This window comes from Streptomyces sp. WM4235, assembly GCF_001279725.1.
Taxonomy (GTDB): domain Bacteria; phylum Actinomycetota; class Actinomycetes; order Streptomycetales; family Streptomycetaceae; genus Streptomyces.
Genome location: NZ_LGDE01000415.1, coordinates 17,247 through 41,086 on the forward strand (window position 1 = coordinate 17,247; position 23,840 = coordinate 41,086).

At 74.9% G+C, this 23,840-nt stretch carries 20 protein-coding genes; 12 read left to right on the plus strand and 8 right to left on the minus strand.

From position 1 onward, the window contains the following. Positions 1-55: 55 nt before the first annotated feature. The gene (locus tag ADK55_RS23995; protein ID WP_053681852.1) at positions 56-610 is read right to left on the minus strand and encodes a DoxX family protein; all 555 of its coding nucleotides are present in this window, start codon (positions 608-610) and stop codon (positions 56-58) included. Positions 611-719: 109 nt separating this feature from the next. Between ADK55_RS23995 and ADK55_RS24000 the strand changes: the two genes are divergently transcribed. The 5 genes from ADK55_RS24000 to ADK55_RS24020 all read left to right on the plus strand — a co-directional run bounded on the left by ADK55_RS24000 (position 720) and on the right by ADK55_RS24020 (position 7,165). Beyond that, on the plus strand, positions 720-1,184 hold the full coding sequence (locus tag ADK55_RS24000; RefSeq protein ID WP_053681853.1) for a MarR family winged helix-turn-helix transcriptional regulator: 465 nt from the start codon (positions 720-722) through the stop codon (positions 1,182-1,184). A 92-nt stretch (positions 1,185-1,276) separates the two neighbouring features. Then, positions 1,277-1,579: a YkvA family protein gene (locus ADK55_RS24005; protein WP_053681854.1), complete on the plus strand. Its 303-nt coding sequence runs from the start codon at positions 1,277-1,279 to the stop codon at positions 1,577-1,579. Positions 1,580-1,824: 245 nt separating this feature from the next. Beyond that, positions 1,825-3,942 (plus strand): protein kinase domain-containing protein, encoded by a 2,118-nt coding sequence (locus tag ADK55_RS24010; RefSeq protein WP_053681855.1) that lies wholly within the window; start codon positions 1,825-1,827, stop codon positions 3,940-3,942. A gap of 98 nt (positions 3,943-4,040) precedes the next feature. After that, a complete protein-coding gene (locus ADK55_RS24015; protein ID WP_053681856.1) occupies positions 4,041-4,982 on the plus strand; it encodes a serine/threonine protein kinase in 942 nt (313 codons plus the stop codon). 5 nt (positions 4,983-4,987) lie between these two features. Beyond that, a complete protein-coding gene (locus tag ADK55_RS24020; protein WP_053681857.1) occupies positions 4,988-7,165 on the plus strand; it encodes a protein kinase domain-containing protein in 2,178 nt (725 codons plus the stop codon). 77 nt (positions 7,166-7,242) lie between these two features. Here the strand turns inward: ADK55_RS24020 and ADK55_RS24025 are convergent, their stop codons facing one another. Beyond that, positions 7,243-7,866 (minus strand): fasciclin domain-containing protein, encoded by a 624-nt coding sequence (locus tag ADK55_RS24025; RefSeq protein WP_053681858.1) that lies wholly within the window; start codon positions 7,864-7,866, stop codon positions 7,243-7,245. A gap of 455 nt (positions 7,867-8,321) precedes the next feature. Here ADK55_RS24025 and ADK55_RS24030 point away from each other — a divergent pair, with 455 nt between their 5' ends. Together ADK55_RS24030 and ADK55_RS39280 are read left to right on the plus strand one after the other, a co-directional pair. Further along, a complete protein-coding gene (locus tag ADK55_RS24030; protein ID WP_053681859.1) occupies positions 8,322-8,864 on the plus strand; it encodes a GNAT family N-acetyltransferase in 543 nt (180 codons plus the stop codon). Positions 8,865-8,919: 55 nt separating this feature from the next. Continuing rightward, a complete protein-coding gene (locus ADK55_RS39280) occupies positions 8,920-10,194 on the plus strand; it encodes an SUKH-4 family immunity protein (RefSeq protein WP_234350218.1) in 1,275 nt (424 codons plus the stop codon). Here ADK55_RS39280 and ADK55_RS24040 read toward each other — a convergent pair. Both ADK55_RS24040 and ADK55_RS24045 read right to left on the minus strand, forming a co-directional pair. Continuing rightward, positions 10,188-11,336 carry a PLP-dependent cysteine synthase family protein gene (locus tag ADK55_RS24040; protein ID WP_078999327.1) on the minus strand — a complete coding sequence of 383 codons (1,149 nt, stop codon included), beginning with the start codon at positions 11,334-11,336 and terminating at the stop codon, positions 10,188-10,190. The genes ADK55_RS39280 and ADK55_RS24040 overlap by 7 nt on opposite strands. Continuing rightward, positions 11,333-12,118, minus strand: a complete 786-nt coding sequence (locus ADK55_RS24045; RefSeq protein ID WP_234350220.1) for a Rossmann-like domain-containing protein — start codon at positions 12,116-12,118, stop codon at positions 11,333-11,335. The genes ADK55_RS24040 and ADK55_RS24045 overlap by 4 nt, the downstream gene beginning before the upstream one ends. 303 nt (positions 12,119-12,421) lie before the next feature. On the opposite strand from ADK55_RS24045, the gene dhaL reads away from it, so the two are divergent. Together dhaL and ADK55_RS24055 are read left to right on the plus strand one after the other, a co-directional pair. After that, positions 12,422-13,027: a dihydroxyacetone kinase subunit DhaL gene (dhaL, locus tag ADK55_RS24050; protein ID WP_199826615.1), complete on the plus strand. Its 606-nt coding sequence runs from the start codon at positions 12,422-12,424 to the stop codon at positions 13,025-13,027. Next, complete coding sequence (locus ADK55_RS24055) at positions 13,024-13,431, plus strand: PTS-dependent dihydroxyacetone kinase phosphotransferase subunit DhaM (protein ID WP_053681861.1); 408 nt, start codon at positions 13,024-13,026, stop codon at positions 13,429-13,431. Before dhaL ends, ADK55_RS24055 begins: the two co-directional genes overlap by 4 nt. A gap of 21 nt (positions 13,432-13,452) precedes the next feature. Here ADK55_RS24055 and ADK55_RS24060 read toward each other — a convergent pair whose 3' ends face one another. Next, positions 13,453-13,830, minus strand: a complete 378-nt coding sequence (locus ADK55_RS24060) for an RNA-binding S4 domain-containing protein (protein WP_053681862.1) — start codon at positions 13,828-13,830, stop codon at positions 13,453-13,455. A 134-nt stretch (positions 13,831-13,964) separates the two neighbouring features. Between ADK55_RS24060 and ADK55_RS24065 the strand changes: the two genes are divergently transcribed. The 3 genes from ADK55_RS24065 (at position 13,965) to ADK55_RS24075 (ending at position 17,516) form a co-directional block, all read left to right on the plus strand. Further along, positions 13,965-14,360, plus strand: coding sequence for a TOBE domain-containing protein (locus ADK55_RS24065; RefSeq protein WP_053681863.1), 396 nt, complete (start codon positions 13,965-13,967; stop codon positions 14,358-14,360). Between the two features lie 178 nt (positions 14,361-14,538). Beyond that, a complete protein-coding gene (gene modA / locus ADK55_RS24070) occupies positions 14,539-15,366 on the plus strand; it encodes a molybdate ABC transporter substrate-binding protein (RefSeq protein WP_053681864.1) in 828 nt (275 codons plus the stop codon). A gap of 224 nt (positions 15,367-15,590) precedes the next feature. Then, positions 15,591-17,516 carry an ABC transporter permease gene (locus tag ADK55_RS24075; RefSeq protein ID WP_053681865.1) on the plus strand — a complete coding sequence of 642 codons (1,926 nt, stop codon included), beginning with the start codon at positions 15,591-15,593 and terminating at the stop codon, positions 17,514-17,516. Between the two features lie 12 nt (positions 17,517-17,528). Here ADK55_RS24075 and ADK55_RS24080 read toward each other — a convergent pair whose 3' ends face one another. The 3 genes from ADK55_RS24080 to ADK55_RS24090 all read right to left on the minus strand — a co-directional run bounded on the left by ADK55_RS24080 (position 17,529) and on the right by ADK55_RS24090 (position 23,749). After that, positions 17,529-20,240 carry a phosphodiester glycosidase family protein gene (locus ADK55_RS24080; RefSeq protein WP_053681866.1) on the minus strand — a complete coding sequence of 904 codons (2,712 nt, stop codon included), beginning with the start codon at positions 20,238-20,240 and terminating at the stop codon, positions 17,529-17,531. A gap of 92 nt (positions 20,241-20,332) precedes the next feature. Then, entirely contained in the window at positions 20,333-22,402 is a 2,070-nt protein-coding gene (locus ADK55_RS24085) for a SpoIIE family protein phosphatase (protein ID WP_053681867.1), read from the minus strand. Between the two features lie 39 nt (positions 22,403-22,441). Beyond that, on the minus strand, positions 22,442-23,749 hold the full coding sequence (locus ADK55_RS24090; protein ID WP_078999336.1) for a DUF6777 domain-containing protein: 1,308 nt from the start codon (positions 23,747-23,749) through the stop codon (positions 22,442-22,444). Positions 23,750-23,840: the final 91 nt, after the last annotated feature.

A 23,840-nucleotide genomic window follows, 5' to 3' on the forward strand; every position in this document is an offset into this window, starting at 1 on the left:
CGCGCGGGTTTTCGGTGGGTTTCGCCGCGGCCGGGGCGGCCGGAGGCGGGCGTGCCTAGCCGCGCACCAGCAGCAACACCGCGCCGAGCACCACGCCGAGGGCGAGGGCGAGCGCGCCGTGGGCCGCGCGGTTCTCGCGCAGGACGGGGACGAAGCGGTCGGCCGCGTACCGGCCGGGGCCGGTCAGGGCGAGGGCGGCGGCGCCGACGGTCAGGAGCAGTTCGTACTCGATGCCTTCCGGGGCGAAGAACGAGCCGACGCCGTGAACGGCGAGCGCGTTGATCATGGTGCCGACGAGGGCTGCGCCGGCGAGCGGGGTGAACAGGCCCGCGGCGAGGCCGAGGCCGCCGAGGGTCTCGGTGAGTCCGGCCAGGACGGCCATGGCGTCACCCGCCGGGTAGCCGCTCGCCGTGAAGAACTGGCCGGTGCCGCCGATGCCGCCCCCGCCGAACCAGCCGAACAGCTTCTGGCTGCCGTGGGCGGCCATGGTGAGGCCGAGGACGACGCGCAGGAGCAGCAGGCCGGTGTCCAGGCCGGTGGTGGTGAGGGGGCGGGGGGCGGCCGGTGCGGCGGCCGGAGCCTTCGTCGTGGTGGCGGAGGCGCTGGTCATGGGGGTTCCTTCCGGTCGAGCCGGCCCGAGTCGGTAGTTCAAATTCGAACCGGCGATCCCGACCCTAACCATTGATTCAAATTGGAACAACCCGCTGTATCCTGTGCCCATGGCTGAGACGAGATGGTTGGACGATCGCGAGATGCGGGCCTGGAACGGCTTCCTGGCCGCCTCCGCCCTGGTGAACCGGCGCCTCGACCAGCAGCTCAAGGACGACTCCGGACTCTCGCACCCCCAGTACGAGATCCTCGTTCGACTGGCGGCGGCGCCCGATCGCGAGCTGCGCATGACCGAGCTCGCCAACGGACTGATCAACTCCAAGAGCGGGCTGACCTACCAGGTCACCCAGATGGAGAAGGCCGGACTGGTCCGCCGCCGCAGCTGCCCCTCCGACGTGCGCGGAGTCTTCGCCGTCCTCACCGAAGCGGGCAGCGCCCGGTTGGACGCGGCGGCGCCGGGTCATGTGGCCGCCGTCCGGGAGGCCCTCATCGACGTGCTCACGCCGGACCAGCTCGACGCCCTCGCCGCCGGCCTCGGCGAGGTCACCCGCCGACTGCGGGAACAGGGCGCCTGAGGTACGACCGCCCGAGAAGCGGCGCGCGACAGGCAGCCCGCCCGGGAACAGGCCGCCCGAGGGTTCCCGCCCGCACGGGGTATAGGAGTGGCATGGACGGAAAAGTCTGGCTCACCATCGCCGTGATCGTCGCCATCGGGCTGGCGGCCCTGGCCGCCGTACTGCTCGTGCGGGTGTTCAAGGCGCGGAAGCTGCTGGTCGACGCGGGGATCCCGCTGCGCGACAAGGCCCTGTTCTGGGTGGCCGTGGCCTACACGATCTCGCCCGTGGACCTGATCCCGGACCCCGTGTACCTCGACGACATCGGGGTGCTCCTGCTGGCCCTGCGCTCCCTGCAGGCGGCGGCGACCGCGGCCCGCGGCGCCGGCAAGGCGCCGGACCGCGCCCTGCCCTGAGCCGACCGCCACCGCATCACCCCCTCGGCGGACCGCCGCCGCCCCGTCCTCGGCACGGCACCGCGTTCCTCCAGCCGATTCCCCCGGCTCCCTCGACTCCCGCCCGACGCCGCACCACCCCCTGCCGCCCCAGGCGCCACCTGCGCACCGGCCAATGAAACGATGGCCCCACCCAGGCGCGCCGGCCCGAACGCCCCGCGCCCCGGGGCCGAGAGTCGGGCCCGGCAGGACAGGAAGCGGCATCCATGAAACCTCTCGGCCCCGGCGACCCGATCCGACTCGGCCCCTACCGCGTCATCGGTGTCCTCGGCGAAGGCGGCATGGGCAAGGTCTACTTCGGCCGCGACCACACCGGTGCCATCGCCGCCGTGAAGGTGCTGCTGCCCGAACTGACGCACGACCAGAACCTCGTCCAGCGCTTCCTGCGCGAGGCTCACACCGCGCGGGCGGTCACCGGCGCCGGTGTCGCCCGGGTCCTCGGCGCCGAGAGCGAGGGCAACCGCCCCTGGATCGCGACCGAGTTCCTCTCCGGCCCCACCCTGGACGAGGCGGTACGCGCCTACGGCCCGTTCGACACCGCCGGGGTGCGCGCGCTGGCGGCCTCGCTGGCCGACACCCTCCGCGACATCCACGCGGCGGGGTTGGTCCACCGCGACCTGAAGCCCGCCAACATCGTGCTCACCTCGACCGGGCCGCGGGTCATCGACTTCGGCATCGCCCGGCCCGAGCACGGACTGACCCTCACCACCACGGGCCAGGTGCCCGTCACTCCCGGATACGGCGCCCCCGAGCAGGTCCTGGGGCAGCGCGTGGGCCCCGCGGCGGACGTCTTCTCGCTGGGCGCGGTCCTCGTGTACGCCGCCACCGGGCAACGCGCCTTCGACGGGACGCACGTGGCCGCCGTGCAGTACGAGGTGGTCCACGGGGAAGCCCGCCTGTCCACCGTGCCCGAGGAACTGCGCGCGCTGATCATCCCCTGCCTCGCCAAGGACCCGGGACCGCGCCCCACGCCCGAGCAGATCGCCGGAGCCTTCGCGCCCCCGCGCGGCGCGGACCGGTCCTGGCGCAAGGGTCCGCTCGCCGCCGACATCGCCCGCCGGCAGGCGGAGGCGGAACGCCGGGCCGCGCCGGAGGGGGCCACGGTCACCGTCGGTCCCTCGCGGCGCCGGTTCCTGCGCACCTCCCTCGGCGCGGGCGGGTTGCTGGCCGTGTCGGGCGGCGGCGCCGGCATCTGGTGGTCGATGCGCGAGGAGACCCCGAAGGGTCCGCCGCGGAACGGACTCGCCCACCAGGCGGCTCTGTTGGACCGCCCCGCCAAGACGCCGGGCCGCGCGCCCGAGCCGCTGTGGGGCCCCCTGCCCGTGGCGGCGGCGGCGCCGGCGGACGGTGTGCCGACCACACCGCTGTCCCTGGTCGACGTGGTGATGTTCGCGGGCAAGGACGGCGGCCTGGTGGCCCACCTCGCCAAGACCGGCGAGGAGAAGTGGCGACTGCCGGACATCTCCGCGGAGGCCGGCGTCCTGGCCATGACGGAACGCCTGTTCCTCGCGGTGGACGCGGGCGGCACGCTGCGCGTCCACAACGCCTCCACCAGCGCGTTGGAGTGGTCGCTCCCGGCAGCCGAGGCCGTCCGCCTCCTCGCGTTCGACGGCGAGGCCGTGTACGTGGTGACCAAGGACAACCGACTGCGGGCGATCAACACCGGGCTCCAGACCGTCCGCTGGACCGTGCCGATCCCGACCCTCGCCCTGCTCGGGTCCGGCCCCAAGGGCGCGGCCACCGGCAACAAACTCGTCCTGACCGGTGCCAACGGGAACGCGTGGGGCTTCGAGTGCTTCCAGGGAAGCGCCATCTGGGAAGCCAAGGGCCGGGCGAGCTCCGCCGTCGAACCGCTCGTCGTCACCTACAAGCGCGAGACGACCAAGACGGAGTCCGTCTTCCTGGGCGGACTCACCCTGTCGGTCCGTGAACTCACCAGCGGCCGGGAGACGTGGTCCGACGCCGCGGCCGCGGCCCCCGTCGAGGGCGCCGGCGGCTGGGGACCGCCGGTGAGCGACGGCGACGCCCTGCTCGGCGTGAAGGACGGCACCCTGGTCAGGCTCAGCTCCGACAGGATGCTGGTCCTGGGGTACGGCGCGGTCGGACCCGGTCCGCTGCCGCACGTCCGCCCCGTGGTCCAGGGGCGGACCGTGTGGGTGGTTCTGGCGGAGGGGAAGGGCGTCGCCGCGCACTCGACCACCGACGGCGCCCGCTTCTGGACCTGGTCCACCGACTCGCACGGGCCCTGGGCGATGTCCGGCGCCGAGAACCGCGTCTTCCTCGTCAACGACGGGAAGATCACGGCCATGCCCTCCGTCGGATGACCCCGCGGGCCCGACGTCACGCCCCACCCGGCTCCCCCGCTCCCCCGACCACCGCTTAGGCTCGGTGGGCCATCAGCCGAACCCGGGGGACCTCGCGCATGGAACGCCTACGTCAGGACGACCCGTCACGCATCGGGCCGTACGTGATCCTGGCGCGCCTGGACGCCGAATCCGCGGAACGCGGCGTGCCCGAGCGCCGGTTCCTCGCCCGTACCGCCGACGGCCACCGGACCGTCCTCCTGTGTCTGCCGCGGGTCGGCGCCGACCCGTCCCGGTGGGCGATCGAGGCCGAGGGCGCACGGCGGCTCGACGTGCCGCGCCTGCTTCCCGTCGCGGAAGTCGACGGCACGGCCGGATTCCCCTGGTCCACCACTCCCTACACGCCCGTGCTGCCCCTTCCGGCCGCGCTCGCCGCGTACGGCGGGCCGCTCCCCGAGGACCTGGTGCGCCACGTGGGCGCCGGCCTCGCCGAGGGCCTGGCCGACCTGCACGACCGGGGGTTCACCCACGCCGGGTTGTCGCCGGCGGCCGTTCTGCTCACGGCGGGCGGACCACTGTTGGCGTGCTTCGGCGCCGTACGGGCCGCCGCCCCCGACGGGACGCGCCGCTCCGGGCTGCCCGGCCTCGACCCGGGCTGTCTGGCCCTGGAGCAGGCTTCCGGCGGGCGGCCCACGCCGCTGGGGGACGTCTTCGCGCTCGGCGCGGTACTGGCCTACGCCTCGACGGGCCACACCGTGCCCGAGCAGAGCGAACTGCCCCCGGGACTGCGGCGGTTGATCGGAAGTTGCCTCGCGTCGACGCCCGCCGACCGGCCGCGGTCGGCGCGGGAAGTGCTGCACGAACTCACCGGGCACGCGGCCGACGCCTCTCCCGGCGCGCCGGCTCCCGCGACGGCCGCGGCCGGGCCGCTCGCGCTGCCGGGCCGGGTCGTCGCCGCGCTCGCCGCCCAGTCCGCGGCGCTCCTCGCGGCCGAACTGCCGGCCACCACCGAGTCCACCCCTCCCCCGCCGTTCCCGCCGGCCGCCCAGAAGGTGCACTGACCCCGATGCCCGCCGCCCCGGCCGACCGTTCCCCCCTCATGCCCCTCACCCACGACGATCCCGCGCACCTCGGCGACCATCAGTTGCTCGCCCGGCTCGGCAGCGGCGGCATGGGCACCGTCTACCTGGCCCGTTCGCCGCGCGGCCGGACGGTCGCGTTGAAGACCGTGCACGCCAGGATCGCCGCCGACACGGCCTTCCGTACCCGTTTCCGGCTGGAGGCGGACGCGGCCCGGGTCATGGGCGGCAGGTACGGCGCGGGCGTCTTCGCGGCCGACGCGCTGGCGACGACGCCCTGGCTGGCGACCGAGTACGTCATCGGCCCGCAGCTCGACGAGGCCGTCCGGCTCGGCGGACCGCTGTCCGAGGTGTGCGTGCGGAACCTGGGCGCCGATCTCGCGCGGGGGCTCGGCCAGTTGCACCGCTCCGACGTGGTGCACCGGGACCTCAAACCGTCCAACGTCATGATCACGGCCGAGGGCCCCAAGGTCATCGACTTCGGCATCGCGCGGGCCCTCGGGGACGAGCGGCTGACGCGCGTCGGCGCGGCGACCGGCACCCCCGCGTTCATGTCCCCGGAGCAGGCGGGCGGACTCGACCACACGCCGGCGGGCGACGTGTTCGCGCTGGCGGGTGTGCTGGTCTTCGCGGCGGCCGGACACGGCCCGTTCGGCGGCGGTCAGGCCGCGGACCTGCTGTACCGGGTGCGCTACGCGGACCCGGACCTCGGCGGCGTCCCGGAGGGGCTGCTGCCGCTGCTCGCCCGCTGCCTGGACAAGGACCCCGCGCGGCGGCCCACGACGGCCGAGCTGGCCCGGTGGCTCGCCCCCGAGGGCGGCGTCTTCGCCGACGGGCTCGCGCCCGCCGTGCTGGCCGACATCGCCCGGCGGGGCGCGGCCGTCTGGGAGGAGCCGCCGGCCCGACTCCCGGCACCCGCCTCGAACTCCACGACGGAGCCGCCGGCCGTGCCGACGGGCGGCGTGTCCCGCCGCGGCCTGCTCGTGTGGGGTGGTGGCGCGGCCGGCGCGGCGGCCCTCGCCGGCGGCGGACTGTGGGCCTGGCTCGCGCAGGGCGGGGGCGAGTCGGAGACCGCGGAGCCTCCGTTGCCGGGCGGGCCTTCGGCGCTGTGGGCGAAGGAGGGCCTGAACGACAGCCACCGTATGGCGCCGACCCGGGTGGGGGACGTTCTCGTGCTTCCCGGCACGTCGGCCGTCTCCGGCATCAACCTGAAGACGGGCAAGTACGACTGGTCCGCGGACGTCGAGCACGACACGCGGGTCGCGGTCGACGGCAAGGCGGCCTACGTCCTGCGCATGACGAAGGACGCCGACAAGGCCCTGGCCCTCGTCGCCGTCCCGGAGCCGCTCACGGACAAGAAGCCGCCCGTCCTGACGCTTCCCGCGTTCGACGGCGGCGAGGTGAGGAACCAACTGCTGCGCGTGCGGGGCGACATGGTGCTCTTCCACGCGAAGGCCCGGTCGGGCGACGGGTGGTTCCTGGTGGCCGCGAGCCTGGCGTCCGGCAAGGAACTGTGGCGCGGGCCGGCGCAGGCGCCCGCCGGGACGTACGACAGGGTCTACCTCGTCGCCGACACGACGAAGCACGGGCTGCTGGTGCGCGGCAAGGCGCAGGCCATGGACGGCCTGACGCTGTCCATGCACGATCCGGCCACCGGCAAGGTGCGTTGGAGCAAGACCGTGATCGTCCCGGGCACGCCGCCCTCCCGGCTCACCGCGGACGACGAGCACGTCTACTTCGGCGCCGACGCCCTCCAGGCCCTGCGGCTGACCGACGGGGGCGTGGCGTGGTCCTTCGGCGCGGACCGCGATCTGGGGAACAACGCCCAGGGGCAGCGCCGTTACGGGATCCCCGCGGTCCGCGACGGGGTCGTCTACGCCACGGAGGGCGGGCGCGGGCTCGTCGGCGTGGACGCGCGCACCGGCGCCGGCAAATGGACGGAGAAGACCCGGAAGGACACCCTCACCCGGGGGGAGACCGCCCCGGTGGTGAGTTCCGCGTACGTGTACGACATCGACACGATCGGACTGCGGGCCGTCGAGCTGAGCACGGGACGCCCCGCGTGGCGGTTCACGTGCATGGCCTTGAACCTCTTCGCGGACCCGGACGGCTCTCTGCTCTACGCCCTGGAGGAGCGCAAGTCGTTCGCCCTGCCGATGTCCTAGACGCACCGTGCGGCCCCGGAGTCCGGAGCCGCACGGCGTGCGCTCGTCCCTCGCGCGCACCCTCGCGCGCGTCGGTGCTACTTGGGCATCAGGACGGTGTCGACGATGTAGACGGTGGCGTTTGCGGTGGGGACGTTGCCGCAGACCACGTTGGAGGTTCCGTTGACCTTGTAGGCCTCGCCGGAGCCGGCCGTGGTGATCTTGCCCTTCTCCAGGGTGTCGAAGGAACCGGAGTCGAGCTGCTTGGGAGCGAGCTTCTGGCCCACGACGTGGTAGGTCAGGATCTTGGTGAGCATGGCCTTGTCGGCGAGGACCTTGTCCAGGTCCGCCTTCGGGATCTTCGCGAAGGCGGTGATGTCCTTCGCGTTGTTGAGGGTGTCGACCAGTCCGGCCTGCTTGACGGCCGCGACCAGCGTGGACAGGGCGGGGTTGTTGGAGGCGGCGGTGGCGACCGGGTCCTTGGCCATCCCGTCGAAGGAACCCGCACCCTCCTTCGGCACACCCGCGCACGCCGGGCCGAACGGGGCGTCCATCGCCATGGCGGGCGTGGAGGCGGCGTCCGTGCCGGGGGTGGCCTGCTCGGAGGCGGCGCTGCCGGCGCTCGACTTCTCACCGGAGTCCGAGCAGGCGGCCAGCGCGAAGGGAAGGACCGATGCGGCGGCGACGGCGACGGCGGTACGGCGGAAACGAAGAGCCATCATGACGGTTGTTCTCCTTGGGATCATCCGGGGGTACTTCAGGGGGAATCAGGCATGGGGGTGGTACGGAAGGAGCGGTGTGGGGGTGGCGGCAGCGCCGCCGGGTGGGTCAGGCGGCGGAAACCACGACCGTGGGCCGGCGGTTCGCGCGGCCCGTGGGGGGTCTGCGGTCCGCGCCGGGAGCACCGGTGGGTGCCGCGCCCGGCCGGTCGGGGGAACCCGGCGCCGCCGAGGCCCTCGCGGAGTGACCCGGTGCCGACGGGAGACCCCGAGGGGCCGCCACCGTCCGGACGGGTTCCCCGGACGGCAGAACTGTCGGCGCCGCCTGGGCGTCGCGCTCGATGGTGCTGCCGTTGTCGCTCACACCCGGTCTTCGGCGCCGGGGAACGGGTGGATTGGTCGTTCCTCCTCTCGGATGACAACCGATCATCGGGTTGACGTCCTGCGAGAATCCGCGGATGGACTCGACCTCGTACGAAGCACCCCTGAAGCTCCTTCCCGTCACCGAGGAACTGCGTCCCGTGGTGGAGCGGTTGGCGCAGCTGTACCGGCACGACATGTCGGAGTTCCTCGACTTCCTGCCGGGGCCCGACGGCAGGTTCGCCTTCCGTCCACTGCCCCTCTTCTTCAGCGAACCGGGACGCACGGTCCAGTTGATCACTCACGGCTCGACCCCGGCGGGCTTCGTCCTGACCCGGCCGACGGAGGACGGGGCGACGTCGATCTCCGCGTTCTTCGTCGTACGGGCGCTGCGCAGGCGGGGCCTGGGCCGGCGGGCGGCGTTGGAGCTGTTGCGGTCCCGGCCGGGGCGCTGGGCGATTGCCTTCCAGGAGGTCAACGCGGGCGCCGCCCGGTTCTGGCGCGGCATCGCCGACGAGGCCGTGGGCCGGGAGGCCTGGCGCGAGGAACGGCGTCCCGTGCGGGTTCCGGGGCCGCCGGCGGGGGTGCCCGACGATCACTGGATCTTCCTGGACACGGGCGCGGAACGCGTGCCCTCGTAGTCGTACGGCGAGATGCGGCCGACGGGGTGTCAGTGGGCGCCGGCACCATGTGCCCATGCCTGATGACGATCTTGATGCTCTCTTCTCCTCCCCCTCGGCGCTGTTGGCCGCCGGTCCCGCGCGCGTGCGCGAGCGGGTACCGGCAGCCGGCGGTGTGGGGCGCGAGGTGTTCACCCAGGCCGAGGCGGTGTTCGGGCGTGCGCGGGTGTCCCGGGCGGAGTTCGCGTCGTGGTTGCACTTCGCCGCGAAGGTGCTGGGGCGCGAGGCGTACGCCGAGCTGACGGCCGCCGCCGAGCCCGGCATGCCGTGGCGGACGGTGTGGGCCTGGTGGCGGCCGGTCGGCGCCCACCGCGCCGAGCCGAACCTCAGCGGGGACTGGAGCGTCGACGTCCACGACCCGGTGACCGACGGGGCCGGCGAGGACGGGGTCGAGGGGCCCCTGCTCAAGGTCTGGTCCCTGTGGACCGGTGACCGTTGGTTCGACCTCGCCACCGGGGCGCTGCGGCCGGCGCCCGGCGCCGGGACGTACGCGGAACGCGCCGACGAGGCCGAGGACGAGGGCCCCGCGCTCTTCGACGGCGACGAGGACGGCCGGCGGCTGGTGTGTCCCGGCACCTGGGAGGAGCCCGTCCATCTCGGCGGGGGCCGTTTCCTGTTCGCCGAGGCCAGGGGGCTTGTCGTCGTCGAACGCGGCGAGGTGGCGCCGACCGCGGACCGGCCCGCCGGGGGCGCCGACGCCGGCTCGTGGGAGGAGGGCGTGGGCGAGCCGTGGTTCCTGGACCCGGCGCCGTCCGCGACCCCGCTCGACGCGGCCCGACTGGACGCGGTCTTCGACGGGGACACCATGGTCCGGGTGGCTCCCGACCGGCTGCCCGCCGCGCTCACGCACGCCCCCACGCGGGAGTTGCTCGTCGGCGTGGGCCTGCCGCGCCACTGGGCGGCGGGCGTGACGGCCTTCGCCCTGGGCTACGACGAGGCGGGACCGGAGGCGGATCGGGAGGGGGAGAGCGCCGGCCCGCTGCACCTGGGGTCGTTCGAGCACGGCTTCGCCTCGTCCGTGCGGGTGCTGGTCCGGCCGGACACGGGCGAGGTCCTCGCACGCCTCGGCGAGGGCGCACCGCTCCCCCTCGCGCGTGACATCGAGACGTTCCTGCGGCTGCTGGAGGCCGTCCGCCGGTACATGGGGGCGTGCTGGGACCCCTACCCCGGCGAGGACGGCATCGGGGACTTCCTGCGGGAGGTCGAGATCCTGAGCCCCGGCAGCCCGGAGCACGAGGTGTGGGAGCAGATCTTCTCGGCCGTGACGGTGCTCGGCGTCTACGGCTACTGAACCCCGTCGCGCGCGGGGGCGGCCGCTGCCGGGTCGGGTCTCCCGGCCGCGCACCGGGCGGGGGTGGCGTGCCCCGGGGCGATGACGGTGCGACAGCGCGTCCATCCGGTGGCCTCGACGGCGTGCGGGTGCGGGATCTCCGAGGGGCGGGTGGCGGGTGTGGCGGTGTCCAGGCCGTGCGCGCGGCGGAACGTGTCGCCGTACACGGTGTCGAGGTAGCGGTGGGGGCCGTCGGGGAAGACGGTCGCGACGACCCGGCCCGGTTCCGCGCGAGCCGCCCAGGCCGAGACCAGGGCGACGGCCCCGGTGCTCCAACCGCCGCTGACGAAGGTGTCGCGGGCGAGCCTGCGGCAGGCGTCCACCGCCTCGACCGGGCCGACCCAGTGGACCTCGTCGAAGGACGGGTGGGCGACGTTGCGAGGGTGGATGCTGCTGCCGAGCCCGCGCATCAGCCGGGGGCGGGCGGGCTGTCCGAAGATGGCCGAGCCGACGGAGTCCACCCCGATCACCTCCAGCCGGGGCCAGCGGCGGCGCAGCGGCCCGAGCAGTCCGGCGCTGTGTCCGCCGGTGCCGACGCTGCACACGAGGACGTCCAGGTGGTCGAGCCGTTCGACGATCTCGGCGGCCATCCGGTGGTAGCCGGCCGCGTTGTCCGGGTTGTTGTACTGGTCGGGCCAGTAGGCGCCGGGGAGGCTTCGGCGCAGTGTGTGGAGGCGGGCGAGGCGGGCCGCCTGCCAGCCGCCTCGCGGGGCGGGGCGGTCGACGAGTTCGAGTTCGGCGCCGTACGCGCGGAGCAACTGCCGCATCGAGGGTTCGAGTTCGGCGTCGCCGACGAGGACGACGGGATGGCCGAGGGCCTGCCCGGCGAAGGCGAGGCCGATGCCCAGGGTGCCGGAGGTGGACTCGATCACCGGCGCGCCCGGGAGCAGTTCGCCGCGCAGCCGGGCACCGCGCAGTATCGAGACGGCGGCCCGCGCCTTCATGCCGCCCGCGCCGAGACCTTCGAGTTTCGCCCAGAATCCCGGGTGCGCGTGGGGGAGTCGGGTGTGGACGCGGACCATGGGCGTACGGCCGAGCAGCCTCAGCAGTTCGGGGTTGGCGGCGACCGGGGCGGGCCGGCGCGGCGGGGACGCGGTGGTCATCGGGTGCCTCCGTAGCGGTGGATGATCCCGGGGCCGCCGTCGAGCCAGAAGAAGGGGTACGGCTCGGCCGACACGGCGCTCACCCCGGCCCCGAGGAACCGCGGCAGGACGGCGCTGCCGGTCTGGGCGAACATCACCAGGGGTTTGCCGGTGTTCTCGGCGTGCTCGCGCAGGGCCTGGAAGGTGCCGTTGCCGAGGGTCATGCCGGAGGCGAGGACGGCGTCGCAGTGGTGCAACCGCGCGACGGCGTCGGTGTGGACGGGTTCGCCCCATTCGGTGGTGCCGCCCGACAGGTCGCACGGGAGGTAGTCCACGCCCTCGGCACGCAGTCGTTCCAGCAGCGAGTTCACGACGCCGACGACGAGCACGCGGCGCAGCCGGCGCACGGGCAGCAGTCCGACGACCGCCCGGGCCCTGGCCCGGGACTTGCTCAGCGAACCGCCCGCCTCCAGCGGCCAGGGGCGGGCCCCGTTGGCCGGGGTGTGCGGGTGGGCGCGCATCAGGTAGGCGTCGAGCGCGGCGACGCGTACGGGGAGCAGGGGGTGCGCGAGCAGGGTCGCGACGCTCGCGCCGACGCACGCGTCGAGGGCGCCGGCGGGCAGGGTCCCCGGTTCCACGGCGCAGGATCCGACGGCTTCGTCCAGGCGCAGGCCGAGCACCTCGTTGCGGTAGCCGGTGGCGCGGCCCGCGTGCCGTACGGCCTGGGTGGTGGTGAAGGCGAGCGCGATCCGTTGCCCGCGGGGGTCGGGTCCGTGGCGGCCCGCCAACACGCGGCGGGTCAGTTCGTCTACGGAGCGGGGCGGTCCGGCCGGTGCGGGGACGCGCGCGAAGGGGGTGGGATCGGGGTCGTGGGGCCACGCGCCCGTCGTGCCCACCGGGCTTTCGTCCAGCAGCGGATGTCCCACGGATCTTCCTCTCGGACGGCGGCGCGGTCGGTTCCCGCCGCACCGCGCGACCTTATCCGACATCGTTTTCATTTCCAATAAGGGCGCCACGCGGTGCCCCGTCTCGGGGGCCGTCGGGCCGGGGTGACCGTAGGGTGGTGGAAGGACTGCCCCCGGTGGACGTGAGGCGAGGAGATTCCGGTGCGTGACGCAGACTTCTTCCGACGCTGGATGGATGCCGTCGCGGCCGTCGTCGAACGGGAGGCGGACCGGCTGACCGAGCTCGACTCCCCCATCGGGGACGCCGACCACGGCAGCAACCTCCTGCGGGGGTTCGTCGCCGTACGGGCGGCGCTCGAAGCCGGGAGCGCCGAAACGCCCGGCGCGGTGCTGCAACTCGCCGGCCGGACCCTGATCTCCACGGTCGGCGGCGCGTCCGGACCGCTGTACGGAACACTGCTGCGCCGCACCGGCAAGGAACTGGGCGACGCCGCCGAGGTCTCCGACGAGGATCTGCGCAAGGCCCTGTACGCGGGGGTGGGCGCGGTCGCCCAACTCGGCGGGGCGGCGCCGGGCGACAAGACGATGCTGGACGCTCTGGTGCCCGGGGTGGCGGCGCTCGCCACCTCGTACCGCGCGGCCGGCGAGGCCGCGGAGAACGGGGCGCTGGCGACGGTGCCGCTGCTGGCGCGCAAGGGCAGGGCCAGTTACCTGGGCGAGCGCAGCATCGGGCACCAGGATCCGGGGGCCACGTCGTCCGCGCTGCTGCTGGGGGCCCTGGCCGAGGTCGCGGAGGCACGCGGATGAGCGCCGAGCCGCTGGTCGGGATCGTCCTGGTGTCCCACAGCAAGGAGGTCGCGGAGTCGGTGGCCGCACTGGCCACCGGTCTCGCCGCGGGCGGCGCGACGGCCCTGGTCGCGACGGCCGGCGGCGGCCCCGACGGTGGCCTGGGCACCAACCCGGAGCTGATCGTGACGGCCGCCCGGACCGTGGACCGGGGCGCGGGTGTCGCGATCCTGGTGGACCTCGGCAGCTCGGTGCTCTCGGTCAAGTCACTGCTGCTGGACGAGGAACTGCCCGAGGGCAGCCGACTGGTCGACGCGCCGTTCCTGGAAGGGGCGGTGGCGGCCGTGGTGACCGCCTCCACCGGAGCCCCCCTGGACGCGGTGGCGACCGCGGCCGAGGAGGCGTACGCGTACCGGAAGGCCTGAGCCCCCCGGCACGCCGACGCTCTAGCGACCGCGCAGGGTTTCGATCTCGCGGCGCTCCCGCTTGGTCGGGCGCCCCGCGCCCCGGTCGCGGATGCCGACCACGGCCGCCTCGACGGGCGTGGGCGGCGGCGGGCTGTTGTCGGTGAGGCATTCGGCGGCCACCGGGGCGCCGACCCGCTTCGCGACCGTCCGCCGCACCACCACGATGCGCTCGCGTCCCGCGTGGAAGAGCCGCACCTCGTCCCCCACCCGTACGGGCTGCGCCGGCTTGGCGCGTTCCCCGTTGACCTTGACATGGCCCGCCCGGCAGGCGGTCGCCGCCGTCGAGCGGGTCTTCGTCAGGCGCACGGCCCAGATCCACGCGTCGACCCGAACTGTTCCCGATCCCTCTTCAGCCATGCCCCGACTTTAACGAGCGGCCCGGGGAAAGTCGGAACGACTTTTGGCGGAAACACCAATCACCATGGCATCTGCCATGTACATCGCCCCAATGGAATTGCAAATGCGGGACAAGTGCCCCTACCTTGTCGCCCATGCAGTCCTACACCATCGGACAGGCCGCGCGTCTGCTGGGCGTCAGCCCGGACACGGCGCGTCGCTGGGCCGACGCCGGCCGGGTCGCGACCCATCGCGACGAGGGCGGTCGCCGGCTGATCGACGGCCGCGCGCTGGCCGCCTTCTCCGTCGAGGTGGGCCAGGGAGCCCACACCGAGGACGAGGAGCCCTACACCTCCGCGCGCAACGCCTTCCCGGGCATCGTCACGGCCGTCAAGCTCGGCGACGTGGCCGCCCAGGTCGAGATCCAGGCGGGTCCCCACCGTCTGGTCTCCCTGCTCACCCGTGAGGCCGTCGAGGAGCTCGGACTGGAGGTCGGCATGCGGGCCACCGCCCGCGTGAAGTCCACCAGTGTGCACATCGACCGCACCTGATCCCTCCCTCGTGGCGGGTCACGGCGTCCCCGACCGACCCGCCGCCGATCAGCGGTCCCCGCACCACCGCTCAGCACCACCGAACGTCCCCACCCGCTCCGCCCGTCACCGGCGCGGGTCACCACCACGCGGTCCCGGCACCAGGCCGGCCGCCGACCCGACCGAGGAGCCCCTGCTCATGTCCCCGACGCTGAACCGCCGTCGTACCGTCGCCGCAGCCCTGACCACCGCCCTTCTCGTACCGGTCCTGGCCGCCTGTGGCAGCGGTGACGACAAGAAGGACGAGTCGGCCTCCTCCCCGAGCGCCGCCCCCTCCTCCGCCGGCTCCGCCGCCCCCAAGGCCGCGAACCTGACCGTCCTCGCCGCGTCCTCCCTCACCGACGTCTTCAAGAGCGCCGGCGCCGCCTACGAGAAGGCGCACCCGGGCACGAAGGTCACGTTCTCCTTCGCCGGCTCGCAGGAACTCGCCGCGCAGGTCAAGCAGGGCGCCCCGGCCGACGCGCTGGTCACCGCGGACACCAAGACGATGGACGGCCTCAAGGCCGAGACCAACAGCCCGACCGTCATCGCCAAGAACCGCCTGGTCATCGCGAGCGCCAAGGGCAACCCGTTCAAGATCGACGAGCTGAAGGACCTCGCCGACACCAAGATCAAGGTCGTGCTCGCCGCGCCCGAGGTCCCGGTCGGCCGCTACAGCAAGCAGATCCTCGACGCCCAGAAGGTCGAGGTGAAGCCGGTCTCCCAGGAGCCCAACGTCCGCGCCGTGCTGGGCAAGGTGGAGCTGGGCGAGGCCGACGCCGGTCTCGTGTACAAGACGGACACCCTCAAGTCCGGTGACAAGGTCGCCGTCGTCGACATCCCGGACGGCCAGAACGCCGTGGCCTCCTACCCGGCCGCCTCGCTCAAGGGCTCCAAGAACGCCGACGCCGCGGCCGCGTTCGTCGCCTGGCTGAGCACCCCGGAGGCGCAGAAGATCCTCCAGGACGCGGGCTTCCAGAAGCCGTAACGGGCCCCGCGCCCGCATGCCGAGAGGGGTTGCCTGGTCCGGGGGGACAGGCGGCCCCTCTCGGCGTGTCCCGTGCGCGTGACCCGGCCGCGTGACCCGTCCACGAGTCACGTCCACGAGTCCCGTGCGCGAGTCCCGTGCGCGTGTCGTCCGATGCTGCCGCGCCGTCCGCCCCCGCCGCCGTACGCTTCCCACCCGGCGAAGCCCCCAGCCAGGAACCCCACATGACCAGAGTCCGTACCCGTGTCAGGCCGCCCGTGGCCCTGGCGCTCCCCGCCCTGCTCGCCGTCGCGTTCCTGCTGCTGCCCCTCGTCGGCATCCTGACCCGCACCCAATGGGGCGAGCTGACCACCCATCTGACCAGCCCCGACGTGGTCCAGGCGCTCGAACTCTCGCTCGTCGTGTCCTTCTGGGCCCTCGGGCTCTCACTCGTCCTCGGGGTACCGCTGGCCTGGCTGTTGGCCCGGGTCGAGTTCAAGGGGAAGGCGTTCGTCCGGTCGCTCGTCCTGCTGCCCATGGTGCTGCCGCCGACCGTCGGCGGCGTGGCCCTGCTGCTGGGCTTCGGCCGGCGCGGACTCCTCGGACCCTGGCTGGAGGACGCCTTCGGCATCACCCTGCCCTTCCACACCTCCGGCGCCGTCGTCGCCGCCACCTTCGTCGCGATGCCCTTCCTCGTCATCAGCCTGGAAGGGGCGCTCGGCGGACTGAAGCAGAGCTACGAGGAGACCGCGTCCTCCCTCGGCGCCTCGCCGGTCCGGGTGTTCTTCACCGTGACCCTTCCCATGGTGGCCCCCGGCCTGGTCGCCGGAGCGGCGCTCACCTGGGCCCGCGCGCTCGGCGAGTTCGGTGCGACGATCACCTTCGCCGGGAACCTGCCCGGCGAGACCCAGACCCTGCCGCTCCAGGTCTACCTGCTGCTCCAGGACAGCCCCGAGGCGGCCACGTCCGTGTCGCTGCTGCTGCTCGCCATCGCCATGGGCGTACTGATCGCCCTGCGCGGGCGGTGGACGGGAACCCCCGTCGCCCGCAAGGACGTCGAGGCCCCCGCGGCGCCCGAGGACTCCCCCGCGACCCGCGTTCCGCAGGCGCCGGACGCCGCCGCGCACGACGACGGCCGCTGGGCGTTGCACGCCGAGGTGACCGGCTTCAACCGGCTGACCCTCGACGCCGAACCGGGCACCACCATCGCCGTCGTCGGCGAGAACGGCGCCGGGAAGACCACCCTCCTGCGCGCGCTCCTCGGCCTCACCCCCCGCGCCCACGCCCGACTCACCCTCGGCGACACCGACGTGACCGCCCTGCCCCCGCACAAGCGACACGTCGCCTGGGTCCCCCAGGACGGCGCCCTCTTCCCGCACCTCACCGCACTCTCCAACACCGCCTACGGGCTCCGCGCCCACGGCACGCCCCGCGCCCGAGCCCGTACGGAGGCCCGGCAGTGGCTCGACCGCCTCGGCGTCGGACATCTGGCCCACCGCAAACCCGCCCAACTCTCCGGCGGCCAGGCCCAACGCGTTGCCCTCGCCCGCGCCCTCGCCACCCGACCCCGGCTCCTCCTCCTCGACGAGCCCCTCGCCGCCCTCGACCAGACCACCCGGGCCCGCGTCCGCCACACCCTGCGCACCCACCTCGCCGGCTTCGGCGGCGTCTGCCTCATCGTCACCCACGACCCCGTCGAGGCCGTGTCGCTGGCCGACCGGGTCCTCGTGCTCTCCGACGGCCACACCCTCCAGGACGCCCCGCCCGCCGAGGTCACCCGCCACCCCCGCAGCCCTTGGGTCGCCCGCATGCTCGGCCGCAACGCCTGGCCCGGCACCACAACCGCCCACGGGCTGGCCCTCACCGGAGGCGGCCGGCTGGTGGTGCCGGAGGCACAGCCCGAGGGGGCGCCGGCGCTCGCGATCATCGCCCCGGAGGCCGTGTCGCTGTACCGGGACCGCCCGAGCGGAAGCGCGCGAAACGTCTGGCCCGGCACCGTACGGGAGATCACCGCGACCGGCAGCCGACTGCGCGTGCTGGTCGCCTCGGCCGAAGTCCCCGACCTGGTCGCGGAGATCACCCCGGAGGCGGCCGCCGAACTGGGCATCGTCGACGGGGCCTCCGTCTGGTCCAGCGTGAAGGCCACCGAGATCACGCTGGTGTCGCTCTGAGCGGTGCCCGCGTCAGGGCGCCGGCGTCGGGCCGGGCAGGATCGAGAGCCACTCCCCCGCCGCGAAGGCGTCGACCCCGATCAGGGTCCGGCCGGCGCGCCCGGTCGTGACGGTCGGCACGCCCTCGGTGCGGGCGGCCGTGAAGCGGGGGGCGTCGAGGGTGAACAGGGCGGCGCGTTTGCCGGTGGCGCGCCGGAACTCGGCGAGGCGCCGGGTCAGCAGGGCGGCCTCGTTCCGGTCGACGACGCCCGGCGCGTACCGCTGTACGACGGCCACCGCGCCCGTCCCCGGCTCCCGCGCGGCGGCCGTGAGGGCTTCGGCGAGGACCCGCATCCGGTCCAGACCGCCGCCCGCGTCGAGCGTACGGCGGCGACCGTCGAGCGGCACGAAGCGCACGCCCCGGTGGGTGAAGCCCGGGCGGCCGTCCACCCCCACCAGGACGAAGTCCGCGCCGACCCCCGGTGCCCGCCCGTCCGGCGACACCGCGAACCGCCAGGGCCGCGCGCGCACCCCGGCGGGCGTCGACACGACCGGGTCCGGGGGGAGGGTGACCGTCGGGGCGGCCCCGGTCGGCGGGGTCTCGGCGGTCAGCGTGTCCAGCAGCAGCCGGGACGGGCCGCCCCCGCCCTGGGTGGCCGACAGGCCGGTGAGGCGCAGCGGTGGCTCGGCCGTCGCCGGCAGCGGCAGGGTGATCCGGCGCCAGCCGGACCAGTCGGCGGCCGGCCCGCGCAGGGTGAGCCCGGCCCCGTCCCCGTCGGTCAGGTGCACCGCCGGCCGTGCTCCGGACCCGTCCGCGCCGACCCAGAGGGACACCGAACGGGCCTGCTCCGGCAGGAGGATCGGGCGGGGGGCGGCTGCGGTGGCGGTCGGGGCCGGGGCGGGGAGGGTGAGGGCGATCCCGGTACCCGGCCGGCCCTCGCCGGGGGCGGCGGTCGCACCCGCGCCCCTCCAGCGGGCGGCGTCCTCCAGATCGGCGAGGGGCAGCGCGTCCAGCCCCGCCCCGAGGGCCAGTTCGGCGGTGGCGCCGGTGGCCGGGACGCTGACGCGCAGCCGTCCGGTGGCCCGCGCGACCAGCGCCCGGACCGTGAAGCCGCCCCGCCCGTCGGGGGCGACCCGCCAGCGGGAGCGGTCGTACCGCAAGACGGTGTCCCCGGGTTCGACGGTGGTCGCGCGGCCCTGGCCGTCGTACCCGGTGAGGTCGAAGCCGGCGCTCTCCGTCCGGTCGGCGAGCCCGATCCGGTCCCGGGTCGGGCGGATCCGGGTCAGCGGCCCGAGCACCTCCAGCGCCAACGAGCCCTCGACCGGACCGCTTTCGGCCGGTCGGGCGCCGGGCCGGTCCGTGTGGGCCCGGACGGTGACGGGCCCCGGCCGGGAGCCGCGCAGGACCCCGTCGGGGCCGATCCGGCCGGCGCCCTCGGCCGACCAGGAGGGTGTGCCCGGGGCCGGTCCGAGCGCGGGGTCGTGGCCGGTGGCGGTCAGGGTGCGGGTCAGTCCGGGGAAGAGGCGGCCGGCGGCGGCCTCGATCCGGTAGCCGGTGAGCCGTCCGGAGCCCACCGGGGCGGTGAGCGCGAGGCCGTTGGGGACCGGGCGGGGCCTCCCGTCCGAAGGGGTGTTCTCCAGGGTCGGGGCGGTGGCCCCGGAGAGCGCCGCGAGGAGCGTCGAGGAGCCGCCGCCGTCCAGGTTGAGCGCCTCGTGGGCCCCGAGCCGGTGCATCATGCGGCCGAGCCCGGTCAGGGTGAGCCCGCCGCTGGCCCGCATGCGGCCGTCCACGGTGACCAGGCGCAGCGACCGGCCGTCCCGCGAGAGGCCGACGGCCGTGCGCGGGGCGGCGGTGTCGTTCGGTTCGCCGTCGTGGTTCTGCGGAACCCCGGCCACGACGAGGGCCTCCCGCCCGCCGACGGCCTCCAGGGGCACCGGTCCCGACTCCGGCAGCGGCGCGGCGGTGACGGTCACCGGTTCCCCGACGCGCAGGGCGGCGAGTTCGGCCGCCGCCGCCCCGGCCGCGACGAGCAGGGTGGTGCCGGGGGCCGGGCGGTCGCGGCGCGCGGGACGCCGCAGGATCGGTACCGGGGCCGCGACGGCGACGCGGCCGTCGCGCAGTTCCACCGCCGGCCCGGTGTCCGGGAGTACGGAGCCGGGCCAGTCGGCGGTGTACACGGCGAAGCCCTCGGCCGGCGGCAGGGCGGCGTTGTACCCGGCCGGGGTGCGCACCGCGCCGCCGGGCAGGGTGATGCTCCCGGTGAGACCGAGGCGCAGGACGCGCCCGCTGCCGTCGGGGGCGAAGCCGACGGCAGCGCCGCCGGGGCCGGGCGACGCGGAGTGCAGCAGCCGGCCGCCCCGCACCCCGGGGCCGAGGGGGGCGCCGGTTCCCCGGATGTCGAAGAAGTCCCCGTTGACGGCTCCGACGACGCGGCGCCCCGGCCCGGCCGGGTGGTGGGCGACGGCCTGGGCGAGCGTCTCGGCTCCGCGCCCGCCCAGGTACTCGGCCCGTACCCCGCCGGGTACGGCGAGGTCGACGACGAGTTCGTCGACGCGCAGCCAACGGTCGCGCTCCAGCCGGTCGTACGAGTCCAGCCGCACGCCGGGGGCGACCGGGCGGGAGGTGCGGGCGGTCTCGATGCCGTCGTCGACCTCCGCGGCGAGCGCGGCCGGCGGCCCGGCGAGCAGGGCGCCGCAGAGCAGCGAGGCGAGCAGGGCCGGGAGCGGCGGCCGGAGGATCGACACCCGGGAAGGATTTCGCGGGTCGGCGCGGCCCCGGGAGCGCGACCCGGACCGGGAGCGGCGTGTTCAGCCATTCGCCGGGCGGTCGGGCGCCGCTACCCGGGCCGCCCCGGGACGATGAACTCGCACCACACGCACTTGCCGCCGCCCCGGGGTTCCACCCCCCAGTCGTCCGCGAGCCGGTCCACCAGCAGCAGACCGCGCCCCGACACCGCCCAGTCGCCCGCCTCGCGCCGGTGCGGCAGGGCGCTGCTGGAGTCCTCGACCTCGATGCGGATCCGTCCCTCCGCGGTCAGCCGCAGGCTGACGTGTCCCGCGCCGTCGGTGTGCACCAGGACGTTCGTCATCAGTTCGTCGGCGGCCAGCTCGACCTCGTCCGCCCGCTCCCGGGCGCCCCAGGCGGCCACCGCCGCCCGGATCAGGTGCCGGGCCAGGGCGGGGCCGTCAGGGTCGCCGGGGGCGAGTTCGTGGCGCAGCGGGCCGCCGCCGCGCGGGGCGGGGGTGCCCCGGCGGCGCAGCAGGAGCAGAGCCATGTCGTCGCCGCCGCCCGCGTCCCCGACGAGGTCGCACAGCACGTCGGCCAGCCGTTCGACGTCGACCGGTCCGTCCCGGACCCCGTCCATGACCTCCCGCATCCCCGAATCGGCGCGGTCGCCGCGGCGATCCGTCAGGCCGTCCGTGCAGAGCAGCAGCGTGTCGCCGGGGTGCAGTTCGACGCTGGTCACGGGGTAGCCGGTACCGGTCCCCGGTGGGTCGTGGGCGGGCAGGCCCAGCGGCAGTCCGCCGGCCACCTGGATCCGGTGGCAACTGCCGTCGCCGCGGCGGACGATGGGGTCGAGGTGACCGGCCCGCACCAGGTGCAGCATGCCGGTGTTCAGGTCCACCTCGCCGTAGGTGCAGGTGGCGAACCGTTCCGTCGCCAGTTCCCGCAGGAAGGTCGAGGCGCGCGCCATCGCCGTGCCGGGCGTGTGCCCCTCGGCGATGTAGGCCCGCAGGACGATCCGCAACTGGCCCATCACGGCCGCCGCGTCGGTGTCGTGGCCCTCCACGTCCCCGATCACCACCCCGACCCGTCCCTCCCCGAGGGGGATCACGTCGTACCAGTCGCCGCCGATGTCCCGGCCCATCCTGGCCGCCCGGTACCGTACGGCGATCAGCGCGCCCGGCACCTCCGGGATCCTGCGCGGCAGCATGGCCCGCTGGAGTCCCTCCGCCAGGTCGTGCTCCTGCTCGAAGAGGATGGCCCGCTGGAGGCTCTGTGCGATGCCGCTGCCCAGGGCCACCAGCACGTTCCGTTCCTCGGTGGTGAAGTCCCCGTCCCGGCTGTAGAGCAGCCCGAGCGCGCCCACGGGACGGCCCTGGGCGATCAGGGGCAGGTAGACCCCGCTGCGCACGTCGAGCGGTTCGATGTACGGCCACAGCTGTGGGTAGCGCCGCTGGAACTCCTCGCGGGACGCGACGTAGACCGTCTGGAGGGTGCGTACGGCCTCGCTCATCGGGAAGCGCGCGTCGACGCGGGTGTACTCGATCTCGGGAACGTAGGAACCGAGCTGTCCTTCGGCGACGAGGTGGACGCGGGCGCCGTCGACGACGCCGAGCATCACGCTGACGGCTCCGAGGTGCCCCAGGGCCTCGGGGTCCTTGAGCACGTCGGTCACGTCGTTGACCGTGCGCGCGTGGGCGAGGATCGCGGTGGTCCGTTCCACGACGCCGGTCATCCGAAGGCGCCCCTCGTTGCGTTCCCCGGCGGCGCCCGGCTCGACGGGGTCGTGGGCGGCGTCGCGGAGGATCCCGATGACCCGGTACGGACGGCCGTCGTGCGGGTCCCGCAGGATGTGTCCCTGGATGTGGGTCCAGCCGAGGGTTCCGTCCCGCCTGCGACTGCGGAAGTACGCCCCGTAGTGGCTGCGGCCGTCCTTCATCGCCTGGGCGACGCGCGCGTCGATCCGCGGCTCCTCGCCGGATACGAGTCGGATGCGCAGTCCGGCGGGGGTTCCGGTGAACTCGTCCGGACGCAAGTCGAGGACCTCGAGGGCGGTGGGATCCAGGTGCATCTGTCCGCTGTCGAGGTCCCAGTCGAAGGTGCCCATGCGGTTGAGCGCGAGACTCGTGTCGGGCCGCGCGGGCCAGTCGACCTCGGGGGTCGTGCTTCCCCGCTGGTCCATGCAGTCAGGGTCTCACTGTTCCCCGGCCGGGGCGCGCGGTCACCCGGTGCGGGGGCTCGCCTCCGAGGGGGGTGCCACCGAGGACGGGGTGAGCGGCGGGGTGTCCGACGGGGCGACGCGGGCGGGCGGCGAATCCGCCGGGGCATCGCTCGGGGTGCTGTCGCTCGGGGTGGTGTCGCTCGGGGTGGTGTCGGCGGGCGAATCCGAGGCGGGCTCGTCCGGTGACTGCTCCGGGGATCGGCCCGGGGACTGCGCGGAGGACTCCGGGGGGCTGTCGGACGGGGTCGCGCCGGGGGTGTCGCCCGGTGATCGCGTCGGGGTGTCGGTGTCCGTCGGCGAGCCGCTCCCGGGGGACGTGGTGGTGTCCGGGGACGTGGTGCCCGTCGGGGTGGGGGTCACCGGCGGGGGCACCGGCTTGTCGCGCTGGCCGTCGTGGTCGGCGCGGTCCCGTCCGACCCAGGTCCCGTCGTGGTGGTCGTAGATCACGAAGGTGTTCACGACCTTCACCGAGGGGGCGATGACCACCACCCGCTGCGGCTGGTACGAGGGCCACGACTGCCCCGTGCGCTTCGCGTCGGCCCCGAGCGCCACCGGCTCCCCCAGCGGATTGCCGCACGCGCAGCGCACCCGGGGCACCCCGCGGTCGTCAACGAGCACCGCCGTACCGGCCTCCAGCACCGCCTGGTAGGGGGTGGCCTTGCCGTCGCGGTAACCGTGGTTGGTGACCCGGGTGTCCGCGCGCAACCGCAGGGGGGTCAGGGAGCGCAGGTAGGCGGGTACGGCCTCGGGACGGATGCCGAGGGCGGAGGCGAAGGCGGTGTTCTTGGCCGGTTGCCCGGTCAGCGCCGCGATCTGCTTCCCGACATCGCAACTGGCGGTGTTCCGGGTGCCCCCGTACAGCCCGGGCGCGGCCCCGCTGACGCTGCGCGTGACCGTCGCCCCGGTCGCCGGCGCGCTGTCGCTCGCGGAGGGCGGCGGGCTCTGCGCCGACGGTGTGGCCTCCTCGGCCGCCGTGGACCCGGTGAACGGGGCGGGTCCGGTCGCGGAGGCCGGTTGGAGGAAGACCTCCCCACCGCCCGCCCGGGTGGAGGAGGGCGTGCCGCTCGGCCGGGTGAGTACCACCACCAGCGCCACGACGGCCGCCAGGGCGACGACCGCCGCGGCCAACCGGGGTCCGGAGCGCCACCACGGGCCTTTGCCGGACGGCCCGGTGGGCGCGGGACCGTCGGGGCCGGCGGGCCCCCCGGGCGGTTGCTCGGGCGGGCCTCCCCGCCGCCCGCCCGACAGTGGGCCGGAAGGGGGACCGGACGGGCGCTCGGACGGCGACTGTGACGACCGCGGGGGCAGCGGCGGTTCCTGGCCGGAGGGTTGCGTGGTCACGGGCTCTTCTTCCCTGACGGAGGAGTTCCGGTCCGGGGCGGACGTTCCGTGGTGGTGT

Coding starts and splice junctions, on each gene's coding strand:
- ADK55_RS23995 (WP_053681852.1), bottom strand. CDS start 610: ATGACCAGCGCCTCCGCCACCACGACGAAGGCTCCGGCCGCCGCACCG.
- ADK55_RS24000 (WP_053681853.1), top strand. CDS start 720: ATGGCTGAGACGAGATGGTTGGACGATCGCGAGATGCGGGCCTGGAAC.
- ADK55_RS24005 (WP_053681854.1), top strand. CDS start 1,277: ATGGACGGAAAAGTCTGGCTCACCATCGCCGTGATCGTCGCCATCGGG.
- ADK55_RS24010 (WP_053681855.1), top strand. CDS start 1,825: ATGAAACCTCTCGGCCCCGGCGACCCGATCCGACTCGGCCCCTACCGC.
- ADK55_RS24015 (WP_053681856.1), top strand. CDS start 4,041: ATGGAACGCCTACGTCAGGACGACCCGTCACGCATCGGGCCGTACGTG.
- ADK55_RS24020 (WP_053681857.1), top strand. CDS start 4,988: ATGCCCGCCGCCCCGGCCGACCGTTCCCCCCTCATGCCCCTCACCCAC.
- ADK55_RS24025 (WP_053681858.1), bottom strand. CDS start 7,866: ATGATGGCTCTTCGTTTCCGCCGTACCGCCGTCGCCGTCGCCGCCGCA.
- ADK55_RS24030 (WP_053681859.1), top strand. CDS start 8,322: ATGGACTCGACCTCGTACGAAGCACCCCTGAAGCTCCTTCCCGTCACC.
- ADK55_RS39280 (WP_234350218.1), top strand. CDS start 8,920: ATGCCTGATGACGATCTTGATGCTCTCTTCTCCTCCCCCTCGGCGCTG.
- ADK55_RS24040 (WP_078999327.1), bottom strand. CDS start 11,336: ATGACCACCGCGTCCCCGCCGCGCCGGCCCGCCCCGGTCGCCGCCAAC.
- ADK55_RS24055 (WP_053681861.1), top strand. CDS start 13,024: ATGAGCGCCGAGCCGCTGGTCGGGATCGTCCTGGTGTCCCACAGCAAG.
- ADK55_RS24060 (WP_053681862.1), bottom strand. CDS start 13,830: ATGGCTGAAGAGGGATCGGGAACAGTTCGGGTCGACGCGTGGATCTGG.
- ADK55_RS24065 (WP_053681863.1), top strand. CDS start 13,965: ATGCAGTCCTACACCATCGGACAGGCCGCGCGTCTGCTGGGCGTCAGC.
- modA (WP_053681864.1), top strand. CDS start 14,539: ATGTCCCCGACGCTGAACCGCCGTCGTACCGTCGCCGCAGCCCTGACC.
- ADK55_RS24075 (WP_053681865.1), top strand. CDS start 15,591: ATGACCAGAGTCCGTACCCGTGTCAGGCCGCCCGTGGCCCTGGCGCTC.
- ADK55_RS24085 (WP_053681867.1), bottom strand. CDS start 22,402: ATGGACCAGCGGGGAAGCACGACCCCCGAGGTCGACTGGCCCGCGCGG.